The organism is Aliisedimentitalea sp. MJ-SS2 (genome assembly GCF_032586155.1).
Lineage (GTDB): Bacteria > Pseudomonadota > Alphaproteobacteria > Rhodobacterales > Rhodobacteraceae > JAWHTC01.
The window spans coordinates 1054134-1077853 of record NZ_JAWHTC010000001.1 but is presented as its reverse complement, the minus strand read 5'-3'; the positions used below and the strand labels follow the sequence as shown (position 1 = coordinate 1077853).

Genomic DNA, 23720 nt, shown 5'->3' with positions numbered 1-23720 from the left:
GTGATGCATGGTCGCCGGGGATCGTTACTGCCAATCCCCAGCGTTGGCGGCTTTTTACCGCATTTCTTCCGCTGGAGACACGCCTAGAATACCAAGCCCTGCAGAAATAACAACGGCCACGGAACGCGCCAGAGCGATTTTCGCCTGGCTTGTGGCCGCATCGCCCTCCTGCAGGAATCGCAAGGAGGCCTCGTCATTGCCCCGGTTCCACAGCGAGTGGAATTCGCTGGCCAGTTCATAGAGATAAAACGCCACTCGATGTGGCTCGTTGGTACGTCCCGCGGTTTCCACCAGACGCGGCCACTCGGCAACCTTCTTGGCAACCGCTTGCTCAGCATCGTGATCCAGTTTGCCCAAATCGGCAGCCATAAGCGTGGCATCATCAGCAGTGATCCCCGCATCCGCAGCCTTGCGCAACACCGAACAGACCCGCGCATGGGCATATTGCACATAAAAGACCGGGTTATCCTTGGATTGTTCCATAACCTTGTCGAAATCAAAGTCCAGCGGCGCATCGTTCTTGCGGGTCAGCATGTGAAACCGGGTCACGTCCGGACCGACCCGGTCGACCACGTCGCGCAGGGTGATAAAGGTGCCGGCGCGTTTCGACATCTTGAACGGCTCGCCATTCTTCCACAGCTTCACCAGCTGGGTGAGCTTGATATCAAGCGGCACTTTGCCATCGCTAAGCGCGGAAACAGCCGCTTTCATCCGCTTGACATAGCCACCATGGTCGGCGCCGAAAACATCAATAAGCGCGTCGAAGCCTCTGGAAACCTTATCAAAGTGGTACGCGATGTCCGGCGCAAAGTAGGTCCAGCTACCGTCGGATTTCTTTACTGGCCGGTCCACGTCATCGCCGTGCTCGGTCGATTTGAACAGGGTCTGTTCGCGCGGTTCCCAATCCTCGGGCTTCTTGCCTTTGGGCGGCTCCAGAACACCTTCATAGATCAGGCCCCTATCCTGCAACGCCTCAAGCGCCGCCTCGATCCGGCCTGTGCCGTAAAGCGATTTTTCCGAAAAGAACACGTCCATCTTCACGCCAAGCTGACCCAAATCCTCGCGGATCAGGTCCATCATTTTTTCAGTGGCGAACTCGCGCACCTCTTCCAGCCACTTGTCCTCGGGCTGATCAAGCAGGCTCTCACCATATTTCGCCTTCAACGCCTCACCCACCGGCACAAGATAATCACCGGGGTACAGCCCCTCTGCGATTTCTGGCTCCAGCCCACAGGCCTCGCGATAACGTTCAAAAGACGACCGCGCCAGCACATCAACCTGAGCGCCGCCATCGTTGATATAATACTCGCGGGTCACCTTATAGCCGACGAAATCCAGCAGCGACGCCAACGCATCGCCAAACACAGCGCCACGCGTATGGCCCACATGCAGTGGGCCAGTCGGGTTGGCACTGACATATTCCACGTTCACCCGCTGACCTCGCCCCATGGCCGAGCGACCAAATTCCGCCCCCTCGGACAGCGCCGCCTTTACCACTCCCTGCCAAACGCCCGTATCCAACCGCAGGTTCAAGAACCCCGGCCCGGCCACCTCGGCACTGACAATCCGGTCATCCGCAGCCAGCTTCCCTGCCAGCGCCTCGGCAATGTCTCGCGGCTTCATCTTGGCAGGCTTGGCCAGAACCATCGCCGCATTGGTCGCCATGTCGCCATGACCCGCATCGCGCGGCGGCTCGACCGCAACATTGGCGAAATCCAGATCGCGCGGCAGCGTGCCCTCGTCCAGCATGGCCTCAAGACTTTGGATCACAAGCGTGCGAATATCGGAAAAAAGGTTCATTTGGCCTATCCTGACTGATCTGACGCCTGCATTTATCACACCTTGCCCCCACCGCAACCCGGGGCCGCGCTTTGGCTCTGGCCTTTTGGTCTCAGGCAGGTTAGGCGCAGCGCCAACTCAAGGGAACGCATCATCATGGACCTTCGCAATATCGCGATCATCGCGCACGTTGACCACGGCAAGACCACGCTTGTGGACGAACTGCTCAAACAATCCGGCGCTTTCCGGGAAAACCAGGCTGTTGCCGAACGGGCGATGGATTCCAACGATTTGGAACGCGAACGCGGTATCACCATCTTCGCCAAGCCTACATCCGTTGAATGGAAAACCACGCGCATCAACATCGTCGACACCCCAGGCCACGCCGATTTCGGCGGCGAGGTGGAGCGGATTCTCAGCATGGTTGATGGCGTTGTCCTGCTTGTCGATGCTGCCGAAGGTCCGATGCCGCAGACCAAGTTCGTCACCTCCAAGGCTCTGGCGCTTGGCCTGCGCCCGATTGTGGTACTGAACAAGGTCGACAAACCCGATGCAGAGCCCGACCGCGCGCTGGACGAGTGTTTCGATCTTTTCGCCAATCTGGGCGCCGATGACGACCAGCTCGACTTCCCGCATATGTATGCCTCTGGGCGTTCCGGCTGGGCCGACTTCGAACTCGACGGCCCGCGCAAGGATCTGCATGCGCTGTTTGACCTGATCGTCAATCACGTGCCCGCGCCGCGCCAGATCGCCCATCAGGGCGAAGATTTCTCGATGTTGGCTACCACATTGGGAGCCGACCCGTTCATGGGCCGCATCCTGACTGGCCGGGTCGAAACCGGTAAGCTCAAAGTCGGCGCCACGGTGCAAGCCCTGTCTCGCGTCGGTCAGAAAATCGAGCAATTCCGGGTCACCAAAATTCAGGCTTTCCGCGGGTTGTCACAACAGGACATCGACGAGGCTCAGGCAGGTGACATTGTCTCGATTGCCGGAATGTCCAAGGCCACCGTGGCCGACACGATCTGTGCCCTGGCCGTAGAAACCCCGCTGGACGCCCAACCGATCGATCCACCCACCATCACTGTGACCTTCGGCATCAACGACTCGCCGCTTGCGGGTCGCGACGGCAAGAAGGTGCAGTCCCGCGTCATCCGCGATCGGCTGATGAAAGAGGCGGAATCCAACGTCGCCATCAAAATTACCGACACGCCCGGCGGCGAAGCCTTTGAGGTTGCAGGCCGGGGCGAACTGCAGATGGGTGTTCTGATCGAGAACATGCGCCGCGAAGGCTTCGAGCTTTCCATCTCGCGCCCGCAGGTGCTGATGCGCGAAGAGGATGGCCAGCGCATGGAGCCGATCGAGGAAGTCACCATCGACGTCGATGACGAGTATTCCGGCGCGGTGATCGAGAAGATCACCGGCACCCGCAAGGGTGAGCTGACCGAGATGCGCCCCGCCGGTGCCGGCAAGACCCGCATCATCGCCCAGGTACCGTCACGTGGGTTGATCGGCTATCACGGCGAGTTTCTGACCGACACCCGCGGCACCGGCGTTCTGAACCGCGTGTTCCACGGCTGGGCCCCGCACAAGGGCACCATTCCTGGCCGCCGTGCCGGCGTTCTGATCTCGATGGAAAACGGCGAGGCCGTGGCCTATGCCCTGTGGAACCTCGAAGATCGCGGCAAGATGTTCATCTCGCCGCAGGAGAAAATCTATACCGGCATGATTATCGGCGAACACAGCCGTGAAAACGACCTCGAGGTGAACCCGCTCAAGGGCAAGAAACTGACCAACGTGCGGGCCTCGGGCACAGACGAGGCGGTTCGCCTGACCACGCCGATCACGCTGTCCTTGGAAGAGGCTATCGCCTATATCAACGACGACGAGCTGGTCGAGGTCACCCCCAACGCGATCCGCCTGCGCAAACGTTACCTTGACCCACACGAGCGCAAACGCGCGGCCAAGACTTACTGATAAACAACAAAAGGCCGGGTTAATCCCCGGCCTTCTTTCTGCGTAGGGCTGGATTCGCCCTGCGAAACCAGGTCTATTCGCTGGTTTCAACCACCATCAGTTCACGCTCGCTTGCTCCGCGCGCATGACTCAGCGCTTCCTGGTATTCCGGCGAGTTGTAACACTCCACCGCCGCCTCGACGGACGGGAACTTGGCGACCACGTTGCGCGGACGCTCCTTTCCCTCAAGCTGAACGAACCGCCCGGCCCGGGCAATGAAATGTCCGCCGTGCTTGGCAATCGCCGGGCCCGCAAGCTCGGCATATTTGCCATAGGCTTCGGCATCGGTCACGGTCACATGCGCAATCCAAAGTGCACCCATCTTATCCTCCCATCGCGGCCTTGGCCGCCTTGATCGCCGCGTCGGCATTGTCGGCAGATTGGCCGCCGCCACGCGCCATGTCAGGACGGCCACCGCCACCCTTGCCACCCAGCTCCGCCACAGCCGCCCGCACAAGGTCAACTGCCGAGAGCGTCTCGGTCAAGTCATTAGTCACGCCCGCGGCCACGGCCACCTTGCCGCCATCTTCCGCGATCAGCAAAACGGCACCACTTTCAATCCTCAGCTTATGCTCGTCGATCAGCGCCGGAAGATCCTTTCCTGACACACCCTTCAGAACTTGCGCCATCAGCTTGACGCCGTTGACCTCTTCCGCTTCGGCACCACCGCCCTGCCCCGCGCCACCAGCCATGGCCAGTTCGCGGCGCAGCTGAGCCACCTCGTTCTGCAACGCCTTGCGCTCATCCATCAGCGCCTTGACCCGCTCGGGCAACTCACCCGGTTGTGCCTTGACCGCCCCCGCCAGATTGGCCACCAAGGCTGCCTGCTGTTCCAGGTATTCAAATGCCGCCGCCCCGGTCAGGGCCTCGATCCGGCGCACACCGGCACTCGATGCGCTATCCCCAAGGATCACGCAGAGCCCGATATCACCGGTTTGTTTCACATGGGTGCCGCCGCACAGCTCGATCGAATAGGTCTCGCCACCCGAGCCTTTGCCGGTTGGCGCGGTGCCCATCGACACCACGCGCACCTCGTCACCGTATTTCTCGCCAAACAGCGCCTGTGCCCCGATCTCGCGCGCATCATCCGGCGTCATGATCCTTGTGCTGACCGTCGAGTTCTGACGGATGAAGCCGTTCACTTCTTCCCCAACCGCGCGCAGTTCATCCCCGCTCAGCCCCTTGGCGTGGCTGAAGTCAAAGCGCAAGCGCTCAGCATCATTCAAGGACCCACGCTGTGCCACGTGATCCCCCAGATGCACCCGCAACGCCTCGTGCAGAAGGTGCGTGGCCGAGTGGTTGGCCCGGATCGCGCTGCGCAGCGCGTGATCAACCTCAAGCTCCACCGGATCGCCTTTGAGCAAGGTTCCGCGTTTTACCTCAACGGCATGGGCATAGAGCCGCCCGTCAGCAAATTTCTTCGTGTCCGTCACCACCGCGCAATCATCGCGATTGTCCAACCGTCGGATCACGCCGGTATCACCGACCTGACCGCCGGATTCACCATAAAACGGCGTCTGATTGACCACAGCCCAGCCGCATTGCCCTTCGGCGATCTGCTCAACTTCGGTCCCGTCGACGATCAGCGCCACGATCTGGCCCTCGGCCTTTTCAGTGTCATAGCCGAGAAAATCGGTTGCGCCCGCAGCGTCCACCACGTCAAACCACACCGCACTTTCGGTGGCATCACCAGTCCCCGACCAGGCGGCACGGGCTTTCTGCTTCTGCTCTTCCATTGCGACCTTGAAGCCGTCGACATCGACCTCGCGCCCCATCTCGCGCAGCGCGTCTTGGGTCAGGTCGAGCGGGAAACCATAGGTATCGTAAAGCTTGAACGCTGCTTCACCGGACAGCGCCGTGCCCTCGCCCAGGTCGGACACTTCATCATCCAAAAGCTTCAGCCCGCGATCCAAGGTCTTGCGGAACCGGGTTTCTTCCAATTCCAATGTCTCTTCGATCAGCGCCTTGGCCTGCCCCAGTTCCGGGTAAGCAGCTCCCATCTGTTGCACCAGCGCCGGAACCAGCCGATGCATCACCGGGTCCTTGGCGCCCAGAAGATGCGCATGCCGCATCGCCCGCCGCATAATCCGGCGCAGGGTGTAACCGCGCCCGTCATTTGACGGCATCACCCCGTCAGCAATCAGGAACGACGTCGAGCGCAAGTGATCCGCAATCACTCGGTGGTGAACGTTCTTGTCGCCATAAGGATCAACGCCGGTCGCATCGGCGCTGGCCTCGATCAGCGATTTGAACAGATCGGTGTCGTAGTTGTCATGGCTGCCCTGCAACAGCGCCCCGATCCGTTCCAGCCCCATGCCGGTGTCGATCGACTGCATGTCCAGCGCCTTCATCGAGCCATCTTCGAACTGCTCATTCTGCATGAAAACGATATTCCAGATCTCGATGAACCGGTCGCCATCCTCTTCCGGGCTGCCCGGAGGGCCACCCCAGATGTGATCGCCGTGATCATAGAAAATCTCGGTGCAGGGTCCGCACGGCCCGGTCGGCCCCATCTGCCAGAAATTGTCCGACGTAGCGATGCGGATGATCCGGTCTTCCGGGACGCCAACCTTCTTCCAGATCTCGAACGCCTCGTCATCGGTGTGATAGACGGTGGTATAGAGCTTGTCCTTCGGGATGCCGTATTCGCGGGTGATCAGCTCCCAGGCAAAGGGGATCGCCTCGTCCTTGAAGTAGTCGCCAAAGCTGAAATTCCCCAGCATCTCGAAAAACGTGTGGTGGCGCGCGGTGTAGCCGACATTGTCCAGATCGTTGTGCTTGCCGCCCGCGCGGACACATTTCTGCGCCGTAGTGGCGCGCTTGTAGTCGCGGGTTTCGACCCCGGTGAACAGGTTCTTGAACTGTACCATACCCGAGTTGACGAACATCAGCGTCGGGTCATTGCGCGGCACTAGCGGGCTCGATGCCACGATCTCGTGATCGTTCTTGGCGAAGAAGTTTAGAAAGGTCGACCGGATGTCGTTCAGGCTGGCCATTTTTCTTGTCTCTTTTGCAGAATTTGGCGGTTCAGACGGGGTTTATCCCCTACCCAGCCGCCTGTCCACAGGACATGGGGCTCCCGCACCTAATCGGCAGCGAGTTTGGTCAGACTGTCCCCGTTGCGTATGACCCCGTCCCGCTCGACGCTGCAAAGGAGACCGCGCAGTCGCAATTCGGGGTGTCCCGGTGCCGTCACCCAATCCTTGGCCGCCGCGCCATAGCGTGCCTTCCACTTCACGCAGGCATCGTTGAACACATCCGAAACCTTCAACACCGCGCCGCCGGCCAGCAACAGCTGACCGACCGGCAAATTCGCTTCGCTCAGTTCCATATCGACGATGAAAGTATCACCGGGATGAGGTGTGTTCTCGCGATCCCGCCAGACCAGGTCCAGCACACGTTTCTGCAGGACACAGACCTGGATACCCGGATGCGGCTTGCCATCCTCCAGCCTCAGCCAAGGTGCCGTGACCCAACGTTCGCCCGGGATACCGCCACTGCGCGTGACCTCGATTTGATCCACGAACTTGCGCTCGCCGTAGCCCGGTCGCAGACATAACATGTCAATGACCGCCCCGTCTTTGGGGGCGGCCAGAATATCGGGAATGGCCCGATAAAGCTCATCCTTGGTGGCTTGAGTCATCCGATCTCGTCAGCCATCCAGCAATTCATCGTCGCCATCGGCACCGGCCGGCCCATCCAGCAGGTCGAAATCAAGCCCGTGCGCCGCACGAATCTTATCTTCCAACTCCAGCGCGATTTCTGGATGATCCTTGAGGAACTGGCGCGCATTTTCGCGGCCCTGGCCGATGCGCTCATCACCATAAGAATACCAGGCGCCGGATTTCTGCACCTCGCCCGCGGCCACGCCCAGATCGATCAACTCACCGGTCTTGGAGATGCCTTCACCATAGAGAATATCGAACTCGACCACGCGGAAGGGCGGTGCCACTTTGTTCTTGACCACTTTGACTTTGGTCTGGTTCCCAATAATTTCGTCGCGATCTTTGACCGCGCCGATGCGGCGAATGTCCAGCCGGACGCTTGAATAGAATTTCAACGCGTTACCGCCAGTGGTGGTTTCGGGCGAGCCGAACATCACGCCGATCTTCATCCGGATCTGGTTGATGAAGATCACCATGCAGTTCGAGCGCGCGATAGACCCGGTGAGCTTGCGCATCGCCTGGCTCATCAATCGGGCGTGTACTCCGACGCTGGAATCCCCCATGTCGCCTTCCAGTTCCGACTTGGGCGTCAACGCGGCCACCGAATCGACCACCACCATGCTCACGGCACCCGAACGCACTAGCGTATCGGTTATCTCAAGCGCCTGTTCGCCAGTGTCGGGCTGCGAAATCAACAGCTCGTCCAGGTTCACACCCAGTTTCTTGGCATATTGCGGGTCAAGCGCGTGTTCGGCGTCAACAAAGGCGCAAACCCCACCCTTTTTCTGTTCCTCGGCCACGCAATGCAGCGTCAGCGTCGTCTTGCCCGAGCTTTCGGGACCGTAAATCTCGATGATCCGTCCTTTGGGTAACCCGCCGATGCCAAGGGCAATATCCAGCCCCAGCGATCCGGTCGAAGTCGACTCGATTTGCTGCACTGCATTGTCCGCGCCCAGCTTCATGATCGAGCCCTTGCCGAACTGCCGCTCGATCTGAGCCAGTGCGCTATCCAACGCCTTCTGCTTGTCGCCGTTGCCTTTTTTCATATCGAGAACTTTTGCCGTTGCCATCTCTGTCGCCTTTCTTATTCCACAGCCACCAACCGGCAGCAATCGGGAGTTTTTGTTCACCTCTTGTTCCGTATGAGACCAAAATGAGAACATTTCAACTAAAATTACTCCTGCGCCTACTTTTTTCGAGAATGGTTAAAGAGTAGTTTACGTCCATGCAGGTAAGTGGGATGGGTCCCGGAAACGCCGGAAATACTCTTATTTTCAAACGCTAAGCTGGCAACCCTGTTTGTTTCGAAGGCCGGCACGAAGGCTGTCGAATCCACCCTGGCACCCGTGGCAAACATCGCCGAGACAAGCCCGCCCGAACTGCAACACGCGTCGGTCTATCGCTACAACCGCGTCTTCTTGCCCTAGGTCGAGAAGTTCATCGGCGCGGATCTCAACGTGGCCGCCGTTATCCTCGAACCGGTAAGGTGGCCGGGCAGTTGGTACCACCTTAACGTCTCGCTTCAGTGCAACTGCCGCCGAATAGTATCGGTCAGTTCCGACAGCGAAAACGGTTTCGGCAGGAAGACCGAGTTGGGGATTTTCATCTGCCCCTCACCAAAGGCATCCTCGGCATAGCCCGAAACAAAGACCACTCGCACTCCCGGTCGAGTTTCCAGCGCCTGGCGCACCCAACTGGGACCGTCCATGCCCGGCATGATCACATCGGTCACGAAAATATCCACCGAAAGGTCGGTTTCCTCCAGCATCTCAAGTGCGTCCTCAGCGGATTCCGCCTCGAGCACCGTATAGCCGCGCAACCGCAGCGCGCGCGATGCAAAGGCGCGTACCGGGGCTTCGTCTTCAACCAACAGGATTACCCCGTCACCATCGGCATCACTTGCCCCCTCTCCCGCTCCATCACCTTCATGCGGTGCGGGTGACGCCGCCCCCGACCGGTCCAGCCCGGGCGGTGTTGCAGCGGGTTGGAATTCGGCAGGATGCGTTGCAGGGTTAGCATGGGCTTCGTCCCTGACGGTTTGATTCGCCGGAAACAGCAGGGTGAAGCAGGTGCCAACCGACGGGGTACTTTCGGTAAAAATGAACCCGCCGCTCTGTTTGACAATGCCATAGGCCGTTGACAAACCCAGTCCGGTGCCCTCACCTGTGCGTTTCGTGGTGTAGAAGGGTTCAAAGATCTTCTGCAACTTGTCGGTGGGTATGCCGACACCTTCGTCGCGTATCTCGACCACGACATAATCGCCAGCGGGCACCGTCGCCCGGTCGCGCCGCACCTGCTTGGGGTAACTCAGATTCCGGGTCTCAATCCTGATCTCTCCGCCGTTGGGCATTGCGTCCCGGGCGTTCACCACCAGGTTCATCACCACCTGCTCCAACTGCCGCTTGTCGGCGCGCAGTCGGTGCAGCGTTGGATCATGTGTCAGGGTCAGTGTCACCTTTTCACCTACCAGCCGGCCTAGAAGATGAGTCAGGTCTGATAACGTATCGCGCAGATCCAGTTCCTCCAGCCGCAACGTCTGTTTGCGGGAAAACGCCAGTAACTGGTTGACCAGCGCCGCCGCCCGGTTGGCATTCTGATTGATCTGCACAAGGTCGCTGTAATCCGGATCCCCTTGGTCGTGGCGCAGCAAGAGCAGGTCGCAATGCCCAGCAATCGCTGTAAGCAAGTTGTTGAAATCATGCGCCACCCCCCCGGCAAGCTGTCCGATCGCCTGCATTTTCTGGCTTTGCACGAATTGCGCCTCAAGAGTCTTCAACTCTGTCGCATCATTTAGCACCGCCACAAGCGCGGGATCACCTGGATCAGAGGCACGTTTCAGCATCACCTGCGCAAAGACCTCACGGTCTTCACGAGTCACCCGCAGGAATTCCGAACTGTTGGTTTCGCGGCCCGTCGACACTTCGGACAACCAATCGGTCAGCGACCGCCCCAATCCTTCCATCATCGTTGCCAGATGCACACCGGTACAGTCCTGCCGCCCGAGCAGATCGCGGGCCAGACGGTTCGACAGCAGAACCTCGCCCCCCGGGGCCACCTTCAGCAGCGGCACTGGCAAGGCCTCGACATCGTTCCACCCCCCATCACTAGGCACGGGCAAAGCAACCTCACTCTCCTCGGTCGTGTCGGTCGGCACCATGACGATTTCCCTGCGGCCACCGGGCAATTCGCGTTCGGCAAGAATGCATTGAACCGTGCCGGACGTGGTGTTGAGCGCGTTCGCTTCGCCCGGACGCGGCGGCAGATCGACAAACAACCGGTCCAGCGCCTTGACCCGTTCCCCAACCAGACGCCGCGCGGCGTCGTTCATGAACAGCACTGTATCATTTCGCCCGACCGTCAACAGCGGCAGGAAACTGGCATCGCCGCTGCTGGCGCTGGAACGCGGGCCGATCTCTTCGACCCGCCACAGGTATTCTCCGCTGCCAAGCCGGTGGGTCGACAGACGGACGCTGCCCTTACGGGTGGCAATATCTTCGCGCGCGGCGCCGGTTTTTTCGGCCTTGCGGCGTAGCCGGTGCAGCACCGCAAGCGGGCTGGCGAACACATCACCCAAAAGCCCGGCCAATGTCAGCGCATCCCCACGAAACCGGTCTTTCGCGGCGTCATTGACATACCACAGCTCACCCTCGTCATCGGTAACGAAGCATGGTGCCGCGTCCTGAGCGACGAATTGCGAAACCAGGTCCTGTGCCCTGCGGTTGCGCAGCCGAAACGCCCAGATAAGCGCAAAAACCGCGCCGACAACGGCCATGAGCGTTCCGCCCAGAAGCCAGAAAAAGCTCGCAACCGCGCCGCTGCCAATCCAGAAACCCGCCGCACAGAACAACGCCGCGATCACGGCGATCAGCCCCGCGCGTGGTTTCAGCCGCATCGCAGTGCGAGTGGTTTGCCCGGGCGTTAGTGCCGTATGCGTCAATTACCCAACCCTTCAGACGATTCTTGCCCCGACTTTGTCCGCCAAAGTCTTAATCCGGCGTTAACCGAAATGCATTTCCCGCCATGGTTGAATTTGCGCGATTAATCTTCTAGACGCAAGTGTGCCGAAAAGAACCCGTCCGCACCGTCGACTAGTGACCAGCGTTTCTGCAGCGTCACTCGCCAATCCGGATGACGCGCCAGGAATGCGGCAATCTGATGCTCGTTCTCCTCGGCCAGCAGAGAACAAGTGGCGTAGACCAGCGTCCCGCCCTGCGCCACAAGCGGCGCGGCGCGATCCAGAATCTCGCTCTGCACCTCGTTAAGATCGTTCAGTTTTTCCCGGGTGAATCGCCACTTGGCATCTGGATCACGCCGCCAGGTGCCGCTGCCCGAGCACGGCACGTCACATAGCACCAAGTCATAGGGCACAAATTTGCGTAAAGACTTTTCCTGTAAAATCTGCACCGTCACCCCGGCGCGCTTGGCACGGATGGGCAGATCATGCATCCGCTGCACGTTAGCATCATAGGCAAAGAACCGGGCGTCTTCCCGCCCGGCAAGCGCCAATGTTTTTCCACCACCTCCGGCGCAATAATCGAGAATTTTCGAACACTTGGCGAGTTCAATCAATTCCATCGCCGCCTGGCTGGCCGCGTCCTGCAACTCCACATGCCCTTGCTGATAGGCCTTTGAATTCCTGATCCGCCGCGGCCCTTCGACAACCCGTAACGCGGCCAACGCCAACGAAAATGCTTCGGCTTTTACCCCATCCTCTGCAAGCATCGCGCGCGCGGTTGGGACATCACTCTTGCGCAAGTTCACCCGCAGGAAGACTTCGGCCCTTTGACATAGCTGATCCAACTCGTCTTGCAGTCCCTCTCCGAACTGGTCCCGCAACGCCGGCAGCAACCATTCGGGCAGTTCGGGCGGGGCCGCGACGGCAAGGTCGCCAGCCATTTCCTCGGATTCACTCAGAGGAGCCGGTGCATGACCCTGCCCGTTGAACAAGGCCGGCAGGTCACCCCCTTGCACCCGAACCAGCCCGATCATCAGCGCCCGTGCGTCCTCGCGTCCACCTCGCAGGGCACATAGCCGCTTCTGCCGCAGCACATCATAGACATGATCGCGCACAGCGGCGCGGTCCTTGGACCCGGCGTAGCGCGCGCCCCGGGCCCACCCGGTCAATGCCTTTTCAGCAGGCACCCTATCGAGAATACGTTCAAGACACTCGATCGCCGCCTGAACCCGCGCGCCCGGTGTCATCAGCCCATCCGGTAGTTCGGGCTCTCGCGGGTGATCTGCACGTCATGCACATGGCTTTCCTTCAGCCCCGCGCCGGTGATCTTGACGAATTTACAGTTCCTGCGCATTTCCTCGACAGTGGCGCAGCCGGTATATCCCATCGCCGCGCGCAGACCGCCCACCAACTGGTGGATCACCGCATTTGCCGACCCCTTGTAGGGCACCTGACCCTCGATCCCTTCCGGCACCAGCTTGTCGCTGGCTGCGTCCTTCTGGAAATAACGATCGGCCGAGCCCCGTGCCATGGCGCCAAGCGAGCCCATACCACGATAGCTTTTGAAGCTACGGCCTTGATAAAGAATGACTTCCCCCGGGCTCTCATCAGTCCCTGCGATCATCGAACCGACCATTGCACAGGATGCCCCCGCGGCAATCGCCTTGGCAAAATCACCCGAAAACTTGATGCCCCCATCGGCGATCACCGGCACATCACCGGCGGCCTTGGCACAATCGGAAATCGCGGTCAGCTGCGGCACGCCCACGCCCGCCACCATCCGCGTGGTACAGATGCTGCCCGGCCCAATCCCGACCTTGATCGCATCGGCACCGGCGTCGATCAGCGCGCGCGTGGCCTCGCCCGTTGCGACATTACCGGCAATGATCTGCACCTCGTTCGACAGGGTCTTGGCGCGTTTCACCGCCTCGATCACCCCCTCGGAATGGCCATGTGCCGTGTCGACCACGATGATGTCACAACCCGCGTCAACAAGGGCCTCGGAGCGGGCAAACCCCGAATCCCCCACTGACGAGGCTGCCGCCACCCGCAGCCGCCCAAGGTGATCCTTGCACGCGGTCGGGTTCAACACGGCCTGTTCGGTATCCTTCAACGTCAACAGCCCGGTCAGCTTGCCCGTGCCATCATGCACCAGCAGTTTCTCGATCCGACGCGAGCGCATCAGGGATTTGGCCTCGTCCAGGTCCGCCGGTTCTGCCAACATCGCTAGGTCGTTGGTGGTCATCACCGCGCTTACCGGCATCTCGTCGCTGGTAGAAAACCGCATGTCACGATTGGTGACGATGCCGACGATATGGCCGGTTTCATCGGTCACCGGGAAGCCGGTGAAATTGTAACGCTCGACCAAGGCGCGGGCGTCGGCGATGGTATCCGAAGCCTTTAGCGTCACCGGGTTGTAGACGATGCCACTTTCAAACCGCTTCACCCGGCGCACCTCGCGCGCCTGCTGTTCAACAGTCAGGTTCTTGTGGATCACCCCCATGCCGCCAGCCTGGGCAATAGCAATTGCCATGCGCGCCTCGGTCACGGTGTCCATCGCGCTCGACAAAAGCGGGATGTTAAGGTCAATGCTCTTGGTCACGCGCGTGCGCGTATCGGCTGTGCTGGGCAGCACGCTTGACGCACCGGGTACAAGCAGAACATCATCGAAGGTCAGGGCCTCGCGAATCTCCATCTTGGCTCTCCAAAGCTCGGGATCGGTTGGCACGTCCCTATTGCATGGAAGCCGCTTGGGGGAAACCCCAATTCGCGCTTGCCCCATGCGACAAACGCGGTCACGCTGCCCAAAAACCGAGGAAATGGGACCATGAGCGATCACGGATATGAAAGCGGGCGGCTCGACCTGCCCTTCGTAGGAATTTCGACCTTTGGCAAACGACCCTATGTCGCCGATTGGTCTTTGCTCGAGGCCGACGTCGCCATCCTTGGCGCCCCTTTCGATTTCGGCACCCAGTGGCGCTCGGGGGCCCGCTTCGGCCCGCGCGCCGTGCGCGAGGCCTCGACGCTGTTCAGCTTCGGTCATGCCGGGGCCTATGACCACGAGGACGACGCGATTTACCTGCCCGGTTCGGTCCGCATGATCGACATGGGCGACGCCGATATCGTGCATACCGACACCGTCAAATCCCACGCCAATATCGAGGCCGGGGTGCGCGCGGCGCTGACCGCGGGCGCCCTGCCGGTCACCATTGGCGGCGATCATTCGATCAACATCCCCTGCGTCAACGCTTTCGAGGGTCAGGGCGACGTTCACATCCTGCAGATCGACGCCCATCTCGATTTCGTCGATGAGCGCCACGGCGTGCGCTTTGGCCACGGCAACCCGATGCGCCGCGCGGCCGAAAAGTCTTACGTCACCGGCCTGACCCAGGTCGGCATCCGCAATGTCAGCTCGACCGCGAAAGAGGGCTATGACGACGCCCGCACCATGGGGTCCGATATCCTCTCCGTTCGCCAGGCCCGGGCGCTCGGCCCCAAGGGTCTGCGCAAACGAATCCCCAAGGGCGCAAGGGTCTATATCACCATAGACATCGACGCCTTCTGCCCGTCGATTGCGCCGGGCACCGGCACGCCGTCCCATGGCGGGTTCCTCTACTACGACGTGCTCGAACTGCTGCAACAGGTCGCCAAACACCACGAGGTGGTCGGCATCGATCTGGTCGAGGTCGCCCCCGATTATGACCAATCCGGCTCCACCGCGATCCTGGCGGCGCAGGTGCTGCTGAACCTTCTCGGCTTCATCTTCCACGCCCGCGGATTCCGATAGGGAGCGGGTTCCGATAGGGAAAAGCGCTTTCGAAGGCGCTTGCACGCAATTTCGAAATTGCGTTCCAAGGCCCTTCGAAGGGCCTTGGCCCGACTGCGACATCCCGCGGCTTGAGCCGCCACGGCCCGCGTTCTATCACTTGCCGCCACCAAGCAAGGACTGCCGCATGACCCGCAAGACCTACAACCAGCTCGCCGCCGAGGCCGCCCAACGGATCACCGAAATCATGCCGTGGGACGTCCCCGATATCATCGCCGAACACCCCGATGCGCTACTGCTCGACATCCGCGAACGTGACGAGTTCGCCCGCGCCCGCATCGCCGGCTCTCTCAACGTCCCGCGCGGCATCCTAGAAAGCGCTGCCGAGTGGGACTACGCCGAAACCGAACCCGGCCTTGTCACCGCCCGTGACAAACCCGTTCTTATCATCTGCCGCTCTGGTAACCGTTCGGCCTTTGCCGCCGAAACCTTGGCCGAGATGGGCTTCACCGATGCTCGCTCGGTCAAGCTGGGTATCAAGGGCTGGAACGACGCGGACCAGGAACTTATCGACACCAAGGGCAACGAGATCGATGGCGACGACGCGATAGAGCTGATCGAGATCGCACCACGCCCCGATCAGACCGACCCGGCGCGCCGCTGACCCCTTGAAATGCCGCAACCGGAAAAGATTATGCCGCTCTGCATCTTTTCGCGGCGCGCAAAGCGCCTATTGTGTCGTTAACTGAGAAACAAGAGCGCGCGCATGACCAAAGAACCTCTCGTCATCTTCACCCCATCCGGCAAACGCGGAAATTTCCCCGTTGGCACCCCGGTGCTGACCGCAGCGCGCCAGCTTGGGGTCGATCTCGACTCCGTCTGTGGCGGCCGTGGTATCTGCTCGAAATGCCAGATTACGCCCTCCTATGGCGAGTTTCCCAAGCACGGTCTCACGGTAGCCGACGATGCACTTTCCGAATGGAACGCCGTCGAGCAGCGATATGAGGACAAGCGCGGTCTCAAACAAGGCCGTCGCCTGGGCTGTCAGGCCACGATCCAAAATGACGTTGTGATCGACGTGCCGCCCGAATCCCAGGTCCACAAGCAGGTCGTGCGCAAACGTGCCGAGGCCCGCGACATTGTCATGAACCCATCCGTTCGCCTGCATTATGTCGAGGTGCAGGAACCCGACATGCACGACCCGTCAGGCGACCTTGAACGACTGGTTGCCGCGCTGGAGGATCAATGGGAAATCAAGGATGTATGCCCCGATCTGCACATCCTTCACGAACTGCAATCCGCCCTGCGCAAGGGCAAATGGGCCGTTACCGCCGCGATTCACATGGGCGAGGCCGGCGAACGTCCCCGCATCATGCATCTCTGGCCCGGCTATTATGACGGCTCGATCTATGGCCTTGCCGTCGATCTCGGCTCTACCACAATCGCCGCTCACCTCTGCGATCTGCAAACCGGTGAAGTGGTCGCCTCCTCCGGATTGATGAACCCGCAGATTCGTTTTGGCGAAGACCTGATGAGCCGGGTCTCCTATTCGATGATGAACCCCGGCGGCGCCGATGAAATGACCAACGCCGTGCGTGAGGGTATGAACGCGCTCTTTACCCAGATCGCCGCCGAGGCCGAGATCGACAAAGCGCTAATCATGGACGCGGTCTTCGTGATGAACCCGGTCATGCACCATCTGTTCCTCGGTATCGATCCCTACGAGCTGGGCCAGGCCCCTTTTGCGCTGGCCACCTCCGACGCCCTGCACCTGCGCGCGGCGGACCTCGACTTAAACCTGCACCCGGCGGCGCGGACCTATATCCTGCCCTGTATCGCTGGGCATGTCGGCGCGGACGCTGCCGCCGTGGCGCTGTCCGAGGCCCCAGAAAAGTCCGAAGATCTGGTGTTGATCGTAGATGTCGGTACCAACGCCGAAATCCAGTTGGGCAACAAGACCAAGGTGCTGGCCTGCTCGTCGCCCACCGGACCGGCCTTTGAGGGCGCGCAAATCAGTTCGGGCCAGCGTGCCGCGCCCGGTGCCATTGAACGCGTCGAAATCGACCCCGTCACAAAAGAACCCCGTTTCCGTATCATCGGTAGCGAATTGTGGTCGGACGAGGACGGGTTCGATATTGCCGTTGCCAATACCGGCATCACCGGAATCTGCGGCTCTGGCATCATCGAGGCCATCGCCGAGATGCGCCTTGCGGGCCTTGTCGACGCCTCTGGCCTCATCGGAAACGCTGATCAAACCGGTAGTGCACGCTGCATCCCTGATGGCCGCACCCAAGCCTATGTCCTGTGGCAGGGCACCGAAGACAACCCCGCAATCACCGTCACCAACCCCGACATCCGCGCCATCCAGATGGCCAAGGCCGCGCTCTATTCCGGTGCGCGCCTCCTGATGGACAAGCTCGAGATCGACACGGTGGACCGGATCGTGCTGGCGGGCGCGTTTGGAGCGCATATTTCGCCTAAACACGCCATGGTTCTGGGTATGATCCCCGACTGTCCGCTCGACAAAGTCACCTCTGCTGGCAACGCTGCCGGCACCGGAGCTCGTATCGCATTGTTGAACTCCGAGGCGCGCAGCGAGATCGAACAGACCGTCCGCGACATCGTCAAGATCGAGACCGCGGTCGAACCTCGCTTCCAAGAGCATTTCGTCAACGCCTCGGCGCTGCCAAACTCCGCTGAACCCTTCCCGATCCTCAACGCCGTTGTTGATCTGCCGGATGTTAGCTTCAACACCGGCGGCAACGATGACGGCGATGGTGGTGGACGGCGCCGGCGTCGTCGCCGCGGCTGATCGTGGCGCGCAAACGCAAGATAGCGGACCAGCTTCCGATCCTGCTCGCGTGCTACGTCGCCGCTGGGCTGGCAAGCTTCGCCTTTGACCCCGCAACCGCCCGGCGATTCAGCGGTTATGGATTAGACCTGCCACCAATCTCGATGCTGGCGCTGTGCCTTCTCATCGGCGCTCCCTCGCTCTGGTACCTGCAAAGAGCGGGGTTTGTTGCCCCTTTGCGCAAGAAGCCCCGCGCGACCCCGACTTTGATGCTGTCACTGGTGTTTGCCGCTGTCGCAATCACCGTCGACACCCTGCACCCCTTCCCAGCCGACATAAATGCACGCTTTCCCCAAAGCCTGCTGTTCTATCCCGCCATCATGCTGGTTGCGGAAACCGCGTTTCACCTTTTACCCGCCGCCCTGGTCTTTGCGTTAACCCGCAATCCCGTGCCGACCATTCTGCTCGCGGCCCTATCCGAACCCGCCTTTCAGATGGCCGCCGGATGGACCGGATCGGCGGACTGGACCCAAATCGTTACCGCCATCAACATCTTCGGCATTTCCCTGGTTCAGCTCTACCTTCTGCGCCGCCACGGCTTTGCCTTGATGCTGGGGTTTCGGCTGGCCTATTACCTCTGGTGGCATATCCTTTGGGGTGAGGCGCGGTTGCTTTTGCTGTTCTGAGCCGCGTAGGCTGCGCATTCACTGTGCATCACCAGCAAAAGGCCCTGATCATGGATATCCACCGCGCCGGCTCCCGCCCTTCTACCTTACCCAACCCGGACTATTTCACCGGTACTGTCCGTTTCGATCCTATCATCTCGGCCCCCGACCCGGCCCGGCTTCACGCCCTTTCGGTCACGTTCGAGCCGGGCGCCCGCACCGCCTGGCACACCCATCCCTATGGCCAGACCCTGATCGTTACCTCCGGCAAGGGCCGCTGCGGCACACGCGGCGGTGCTGTGCGCGAAATCTTCCCCGGCGATGTGATCTGGTTCGCTCCAGGGGAAGAACATTGGCACGGAGCTTCACCCGATTGCGCCATGACCCATATCGCGGCCCAGGAACAGAAAGACGGCTCCGCAGCGGACTGGCTGGAAAAGGTCACCGATGCCGATTACCGCGACATCGGCTGAGGTATGGAAACCCCCCGTTGATTTTGCGCCGCTCCGCTCTACCCTGAGCACAAGGAGGCGGCCCCATGACCACAGCCATTACACCACAAAAGAAGATCATCATCTGTATTGACGGAACCGGGAACGAAATCGGCGACCGCGAAACAAATGTCCTTAAGCTCTACAAGACGCTGGACAAGAACGATCCTGATCAGATGACCCATTACATCATGGGCATCGGCACCTATTACGGGCCGCAATGGTTTGGTCAGTTACGCAAGATGATGCGCGGGTTTCTTGGACAGACCTTTGGTTATGGCTTGGAAGACGATGTGCTGTCCGCTTATCGCGTGATTTGCGAAAACTATGTTTCCGGCGACACACGCTATCGCAACCGCACGGATCGCAAGGCCAAGCGCGAGGCATTTGAGAACGATCAGATCTACATCACCGGCTTTTCGCGCGGCGCCTATGCTGCCCGCATGCTGGCCGGGTTCATCCATAACTTCGGCTTCGTCGACCGGTCGAAACTGCATCTTGTCGCCCCGGTCTTTCGGGCCTATCGCCAAGTGAGCGATTCCAGGAAAAATGCCAAAGACGACCTCGTTTTTCAGTCCCTGCGGGAATATGAACGCGCCCTGCGACCAAAATCGGCCCCGATCCGGGCGCTTTTGCTTTTTGATACCGTCAGTTCACTCATCCGTTTCCGCCGCCCCGTCCGTAACCTTCTTTCCACCGGCAGCATCGTCGAGTTCGGCACCCATCCCAGCGTCAATTCCAACGTCTCGGTGCGCATCGTGATCCAGGCCCTGGCCAAGCATGAACGCCGCACGATGTTCCGCGCCATGCGCTGGAGACCCGAAATGGATCAAGCTGAATTTGGTGAAGAGCCCGGCCCGCTCGAAGGCAAACCCTTCTACCACGGAAACAACTTCCGCGACGCCAGCACCAAACGGGCGCAATACGTGGTGCAGCGCTGGTTCCCCGGCTATCACTCGGATATCGGCGGTTCTCCCAGGGAAGACGAAAGCGGCATTGGCAAGCTCACCCTGCTTTGGATGCTTGACCGCCTGAAAGAGGTCGAGGCCGAAGCCGATGCCGAGGACAACACCCATCGCGACACGCCCCTGCCCGACATGCCCCTTGGCTTGCGTCTCAAGGGAGAAGGCAAATCGAACGGCGCGCGCGCGCGCTATCTCGAAGGCAAGGTCGAGGGCGCCAAGACCCCGGGCGGCCTGCCCTATATTGGCCCCAACCCCAACGGGCCGCTGCACAATTCCTTCTCGCACAGCATTGCCGCACGGCTCTGGGCGATCCTTGAATTCGTGCCCAAATCCCTGACCCGGCGCGAGGACGGGCCACCGGCCCTGATCCGCCGTGGCTGGCTCGGCTTCTGGTATTTCCCATTGTTCGAACCGCGTCACATGCCCGATGAGGACGAAAAAGACCCAAGTCTCGATCTGCACTGATCACGAAATGGACCTGCGCCATGCAGGCTGCTAAGTTGCCGCCAAAACAGGCATCACCCCCCAAACGGGGAAGGCAGAGCAGGTATGACACCCGACACACCCCTTATTCGCTTGCGCGCACAGAGCTTCCGCACGGTTGTACTGGCGCTTTTTGCCCTGATTGTCATCACCGCAATACAAATCGGCGCGCCGCATTGGCTCGGACAGGAGCCCGGCGCCATCGACTACAAGATATTCCACTATGTGGGCGAACTCTCCAGCGCGGGCCAACCCGCCCTGCCCTATGACGCGCCCGCCTTCGAGGCCTGGCAGAAGACAAAACCGGGTGGTGATATCTTCATGCCCTGGACCTACCCGCCGCAGTTCGGGCTATTCACCCAGGTCCTGTCGCGGGTCCCCGTCGGCATCGGCTATGCGCTTTTCACCGGTCTCACGCTTGCAATGCTGATCTGGACGCTCACACGCCTTGCCCCGGGGCATGCCATCCCGGCAGTGATGCTCACTCTGCCTGCCATTTTGATGAACATCCGCGCCGGGCAGAACGGCTTTCTCACCGCACTGCTCTTTGCCCTGACTTTCCTTCTGGTCCTGCGCAACCGCCCAGCGAGCGCCGGGGTGCCGCTTGGCTTGCTCGCATTCAAACCCCATCTCGGCCTCGGCATCGGGCTGGTCGCCCTTTTCCGCGGCGGCTGGCGGATGGTGTTTACCGCCGTATTTGTCCTCGTCGGTTCATTGACCCTCGCGACGTGGGTCTATGGTGTAGAGATATGGCAGGCCTTCCTGACCTCCGTGCACGACTCTGGCAATTTCCTGCGCCACGGTGCCTACCCGATGGAGCGGATGACCTCGCTCTACGCCCTGCTGCGCTCACTGGGCGCCCCTGGGGGCTTTGCCCTGGCAGCCCAGGCGCTCTTGGCCGCAACACTCCTCGGCACGATCATCATCGCCCTGATCAAACGCTGGCAGATGCCACACCTGCTGGCGCTCTCGATCTTTGCCGGGCTGGGGATCAGCCCCTATGGCTACGATTACGACCTCGTTGCTCTCGCCCCGGGCCTTGCGCTGGCGTTGCCCACCCTGTCGGCTCACACCACCGGCGCGGCGCGGCCCATCTTGATCGCCGCCTTACTTCTCGCCACCGGCTGGGGGCTCTTGACGGTCCTCCTTTCCGGACCCCTCGCCCTCTCGCAGCCGCCCGCCCTCGGTGCCCTGGGTTACCTCGTCACCCTTGCCCTCAGCCTCCGCGCGCTCTTCCTGGCCGAGGGCCACGGCACCGCTTGACCCCATCTGCCCCGCAGGCTATCTCACGCCTCGAGCGCGGGTATGGTGAAAAGGTATCACGGCAGCTTCCCAAGCTTTAGTTACGGGTTCGATTCCCGTTACCCGCTCCAATTTTATCCTTTTTTCAATAACTTAAAACTTATCACCACTGCTCTCCCAGTGCGCGACGTGGGTAAAATCAGGAGCATTTTGCAGCCTTCGGGAGAATGAGACCCGCAGTTTCCCCGAAGGCATCACGCCAGGGCCACCACATAGCCAACATAGAATGCTGCTGTGGACACGTGAGGCGGATTGACCAAGACTCACCCTTAAGGTAGTGGTTCCGCCATGAAACTGATCATGCACATATCGAGGAAATGGCGACGGCACTAAACAGTGGCGACGCTTTTGCATGTCGCCCGCAATACGCGGGTGTAGTTCAACGGTAGAACATCAGCTTCCAACCCTGAAGATGTGGGTTCAATTCCTACCACCCGTGCCAATTGCAGCGTAGCTCCGCGGCAGAGCGCGGCGCTCATAACACCTTGGTTGCTGGTTCGACCCCAGGCGCTGCAACCACCCTTACCGCGCCACGACAATATCCGCCCGCAATCCACCGAGCTTCTTGCTTTTGCCAAGACGCAGCACCCCGCCATGGGCGCGCGCCACGTCGACCGCGATCGCCAGTCCCAGTCCAACCCCGGACCCGCTGTTCTGGTTGCGGGCCGAATCCAGTCTTGAAAAAGGCCGCATCGCCTCTTCGCGACGATCTGCCGGGATACCCGGCCCGTCATCCTCGACCCGAATGCGCAAGCTCTTCTCGGTCAGTTCCACCGACACCTCAGCCTGCTTGCCGTAACGCACCGCGTTGGAAATCAGGTTTTCCACCGCCCGGCGCATCGCCACCGGTCGCAAACCAACTTCGCCCGATCCAACAGACGGCAGCATCACCACCGCATCGCCCGCCCGTTGGCAATCTTCGACAAGCTGATTCACCAACGCAATCGGGTCAACCGGTTCGGCCTCGCCCTCCGAGGCATCGCGGACAAAGGACAGGAACTCATCCAGCAACCGCTGCATCTCTTCCACGTCGCGCTTGAGCGGCGCACGATCCTCCTCATCGAGCAGCGACAGGCCCAGCTTCATCCGCGTCAACGGCGTGCGCAAATCGTGGCTCACGCCCGACAGCATCAGCGTACGCTGCTCGATCTGCCGCTCGATCCGGGCGCGCATGTCCAGAAACGCATTGCCTGCCGCCCGCACCTCTATCGCGCCGGTGGGCCGGAACGGCACGTTGCGCCCGCGCCCGAAGGCCTCGGCCGCCCGCGACAACCGCTTGATCGGCCGCAGCTGATTGCGCAGGTAGATGAAGGCGATCACAGTCAGCAGGATGCCGAAAAAGATCATGTTGGCAAAGAGCTGGTGCGGATTGCGCGCCGACACCCTGAGGCGGTCGAATTCCAGCATCACCGGCCCGGCGGTTTCTGTCTGCACATAGAAGCGCACCACGTGATCGTCCGGCAAGTCCACCGCAAGCAACCCCGGCACCAACCGGTTGAACTCCTCCAGCATGATCAGCCCGGAGAAGTCATACCACCGGCGATGGTTGCCGTCCGGCACCTGCGCCGCCACCAGAGGCGTCACAGCAATTTCCAACTGCTCGGATAGACCAGCGCTCCCCTGCATCACCTCGGAACCGCTTTCCAGCGTATTCATCACCAGCCGGATCTCGCGGCTGGCGGTGTTCGCCATCTGCTGAGTCACCCCTTCGAAATGGCGCTGAACGAACACGATCGACACCACCAGTTGCAACAGCACCACAGGCAGGATCAGAATCAGTGCCGCCCGCCCATAGAGCGAGCGCGGCATATAGCGTTTGAGCCATCCGAAAAACATGCCTATTCC

17 protein-coding genes and 3 tRNA genes are annotated in these 23720 nt (G+C 60.7%); 11 read left to right on the top strand and 9 right to left on the bottom strand.

The genetic code is table 11. The annotated features are described in order from the left end of the window. Window positions 1–54: 54 nt before the first annotated feature. Window positions 55–1800: an arginine--tRNA ligase gene (gene argS / locus RXV86_RS05305; protein ID WP_316298064.1), complete on the bottom strand. Its 1746-nt coding sequence runs from the start codon at window positions 1798–1800 to the stop codon at window positions 55–57. Between the two features lie 135 nt (window positions 1801–1935). Here argS and typA point away from each other — a divergent pair, with 135 nt between their 5' ends. After that, window positions 1936–3753: a translational GTPase TypA gene (gene typA / locus RXV86_RS05300; protein ID WP_316298062.1), complete on the top strand. Its 1818-nt coding sequence runs from the start codon at window positions 1936–1938 to the stop codon at window positions 3751–3753. A 73-nt stretch (window positions 3754–3826) separates the two neighbouring features. On the opposite strand, the gene RXV86_RS05295 is transcribed toward typA, so the two are convergent. From RXV86_RS05295 to guaB, 7 genes are all read right to left on the bottom strand, one after another. Beyond that, window positions 3827–4114, bottom strand: coding sequence for a DUF1330 domain-containing protein (locus RXV86_RS05295; protein ID WP_316298061.1), 288 nt, complete (start codon window positions 4112–4114; stop codon window positions 3827–3829). Between the two features lies 1 nt (window position 4115). Beyond that, entirely contained in the window at window positions 4116–6788 is a 2673-nt protein-coding gene (alaS, locus tag RXV86_RS05290) for an alanine--tRNA ligase (protein WP_316298059.1), read from the bottom strand. An 89-nt stretch (window positions 6789–6877) separates the two neighbouring features. After that, window positions 6878–7435: a hypothetical protein gene (locus tag RXV86_RS05285; RefSeq protein WP_316298058.1), complete on the bottom strand. Its 558-nt coding sequence runs from the start codon at window positions 7433–7435 to the stop codon at window positions 6878–6880. Between the two features lie 9 nt (window positions 7436–7444). Continuing rightward, on the bottom strand, window positions 7445–8527 hold the full coding sequence (recA, locus tag RXV86_RS05280) for a recombinase RecA (protein WP_316298057.1): 1083 nt from the start codon (window positions 8525–8527) through the stop codon (window positions 7445–7447). Between the two features lie 452 nt (window positions 8528–8979). Then, the gene (locus RXV86_RS05275; RefSeq protein WP_316298056.1) at window positions 8980–11349 is read right to left on the bottom strand and encodes an ATP-binding protein; all 2370 of its coding nucleotides are present in this window, start codon (window positions 11347–11349) and stop codon (window positions 8980–8982) included. A 146-nt stretch (window positions 11350–11495) separates the two neighbouring features. Further along, window positions 11496–12659: an RsmB/NOP family class I SAM-dependent RNA methyltransferase gene (locus RXV86_RS05270; protein WP_316298054.1), complete on the bottom strand. Its 1164-nt coding sequence runs from the start codon at window positions 12657–12659 to the stop codon at window positions 11496–11498. Beyond that, window positions 12659–14107, bottom strand: a complete 1449-nt coding sequence (guaB, locus tag RXV86_RS05265; RefSeq protein WP_316298052.1) for an IMP dehydrogenase — start codon at window positions 14105–14107, stop codon at window positions 12659–12661. The genes RXV86_RS05270 and guaB overlap by 1 nt, the downstream gene beginning before the upstream one ends. A 132-nt stretch (window positions 14108–14239) precedes the next feature. Between guaB and speB the strand changes: the two genes are divergently transcribed. The 10 genes from speB to RXV86_RS05215 all read left to right on the top strand — a co-directional run bounded on the left by speB (window position 14240) and on the right by RXV86_RS05215 (window position 22394). Beyond that, window positions 14240–15199 carry an agmatinase gene (gene speB / locus RXV86_RS05260; RefSeq protein ID WP_316298050.1) on the top strand — a complete coding sequence of 320 codons (960 nt, stop codon included), beginning with the start codon at window positions 14240–14242 and terminating at the stop codon, window positions 15197–15199. 166 nt (window positions 15200–15365) lie between these two features. Continuing rightward, window positions 15366–15842, top strand: a complete 477-nt coding sequence (locus tag RXV86_RS05255; protein WP_316298049.1) for a rhodanese-like domain-containing protein — start codon at window positions 15366–15368, stop codon at window positions 15840–15842. Window positions 15843–15944: 102 nt separating this feature from the next. After that, window positions 15945–17990 carry an ASKHA domain-containing protein gene (locus tag RXV86_RS05250; RefSeq protein WP_316298048.1) on the top strand — a complete coding sequence of 682 codons (2046 nt, stop codon included), beginning with the start codon at window positions 15945–15947 and terminating at the stop codon, window positions 17988–17990. A gap of 2 nt (window positions 17991–17992) precedes the next feature. Further along, window positions 17993–18655, top strand: a complete 663-nt coding sequence (locus RXV86_RS05245; RefSeq protein ID WP_316298046.1) for a hypothetical protein — start codon at window positions 17993–17995, stop codon at window positions 18653–18655. Window positions 18656–18705: 50 nt separating this feature from the next. Then, window positions 18706–19107, top strand: a complete 402-nt coding sequence (locus RXV86_RS05240; RefSeq protein ID WP_316298044.1) for a cupin domain-containing protein — start codon at window positions 18706–18708, stop codon at window positions 19105–19107. Between the two features lie 65 nt (window positions 19108–19172). Next, on the top strand, window positions 19173–20555 hold the full coding sequence (locus RXV86_RS05235) for a DUF2235 domain-containing protein (protein WP_316298043.1): 1383 nt from the start codon (window positions 19173–19175) through the stop codon (window positions 20553–20555). Window positions 20556–20639: 84 nt separating this feature from the next. Beyond that, entirely contained in the window at window positions 20640–21836 is a 1197-nt protein-coding gene (locus RXV86_RS05230) for a glycosyltransferase family 87 protein (RefSeq protein ID WP_316298041.1), read from the top strand. Between the two features lie 36 nt (window positions 21837–21872). Continuing rightward, window positions 21873–21946, top strand: a tRNA-Gly gene (locus RXV86_RS05225). A 297-nt stretch (window positions 21947–22243) separates the two neighbouring features. After that, window positions 22244–22317, top strand: a tRNA-Trp gene (locus RXV86_RS05220). Window positions 22318–22319: 2 nt separating this feature from the next. Then, a tRNA-Met gene (locus RXV86_RS05215) sits at window positions 22320–22394 on the top strand. 3 nt (window positions 22395–22397) lie between these two features. On the opposite strand, the gene RXV86_RS05210 is transcribed toward RXV86_RS05215, so the two are convergent. Beyond that, the gene (locus RXV86_RS05210; RefSeq protein WP_316298039.1) at window positions 22398–23711 is read right to left on the bottom strand and encodes an ATP-binding protein; all 1314 of its coding nucleotides are present in this window, start codon (window positions 23709–23711) and stop codon (window positions 22398–22400) included. Window positions 23712–23720: the final 9 nt, after the last annotated feature.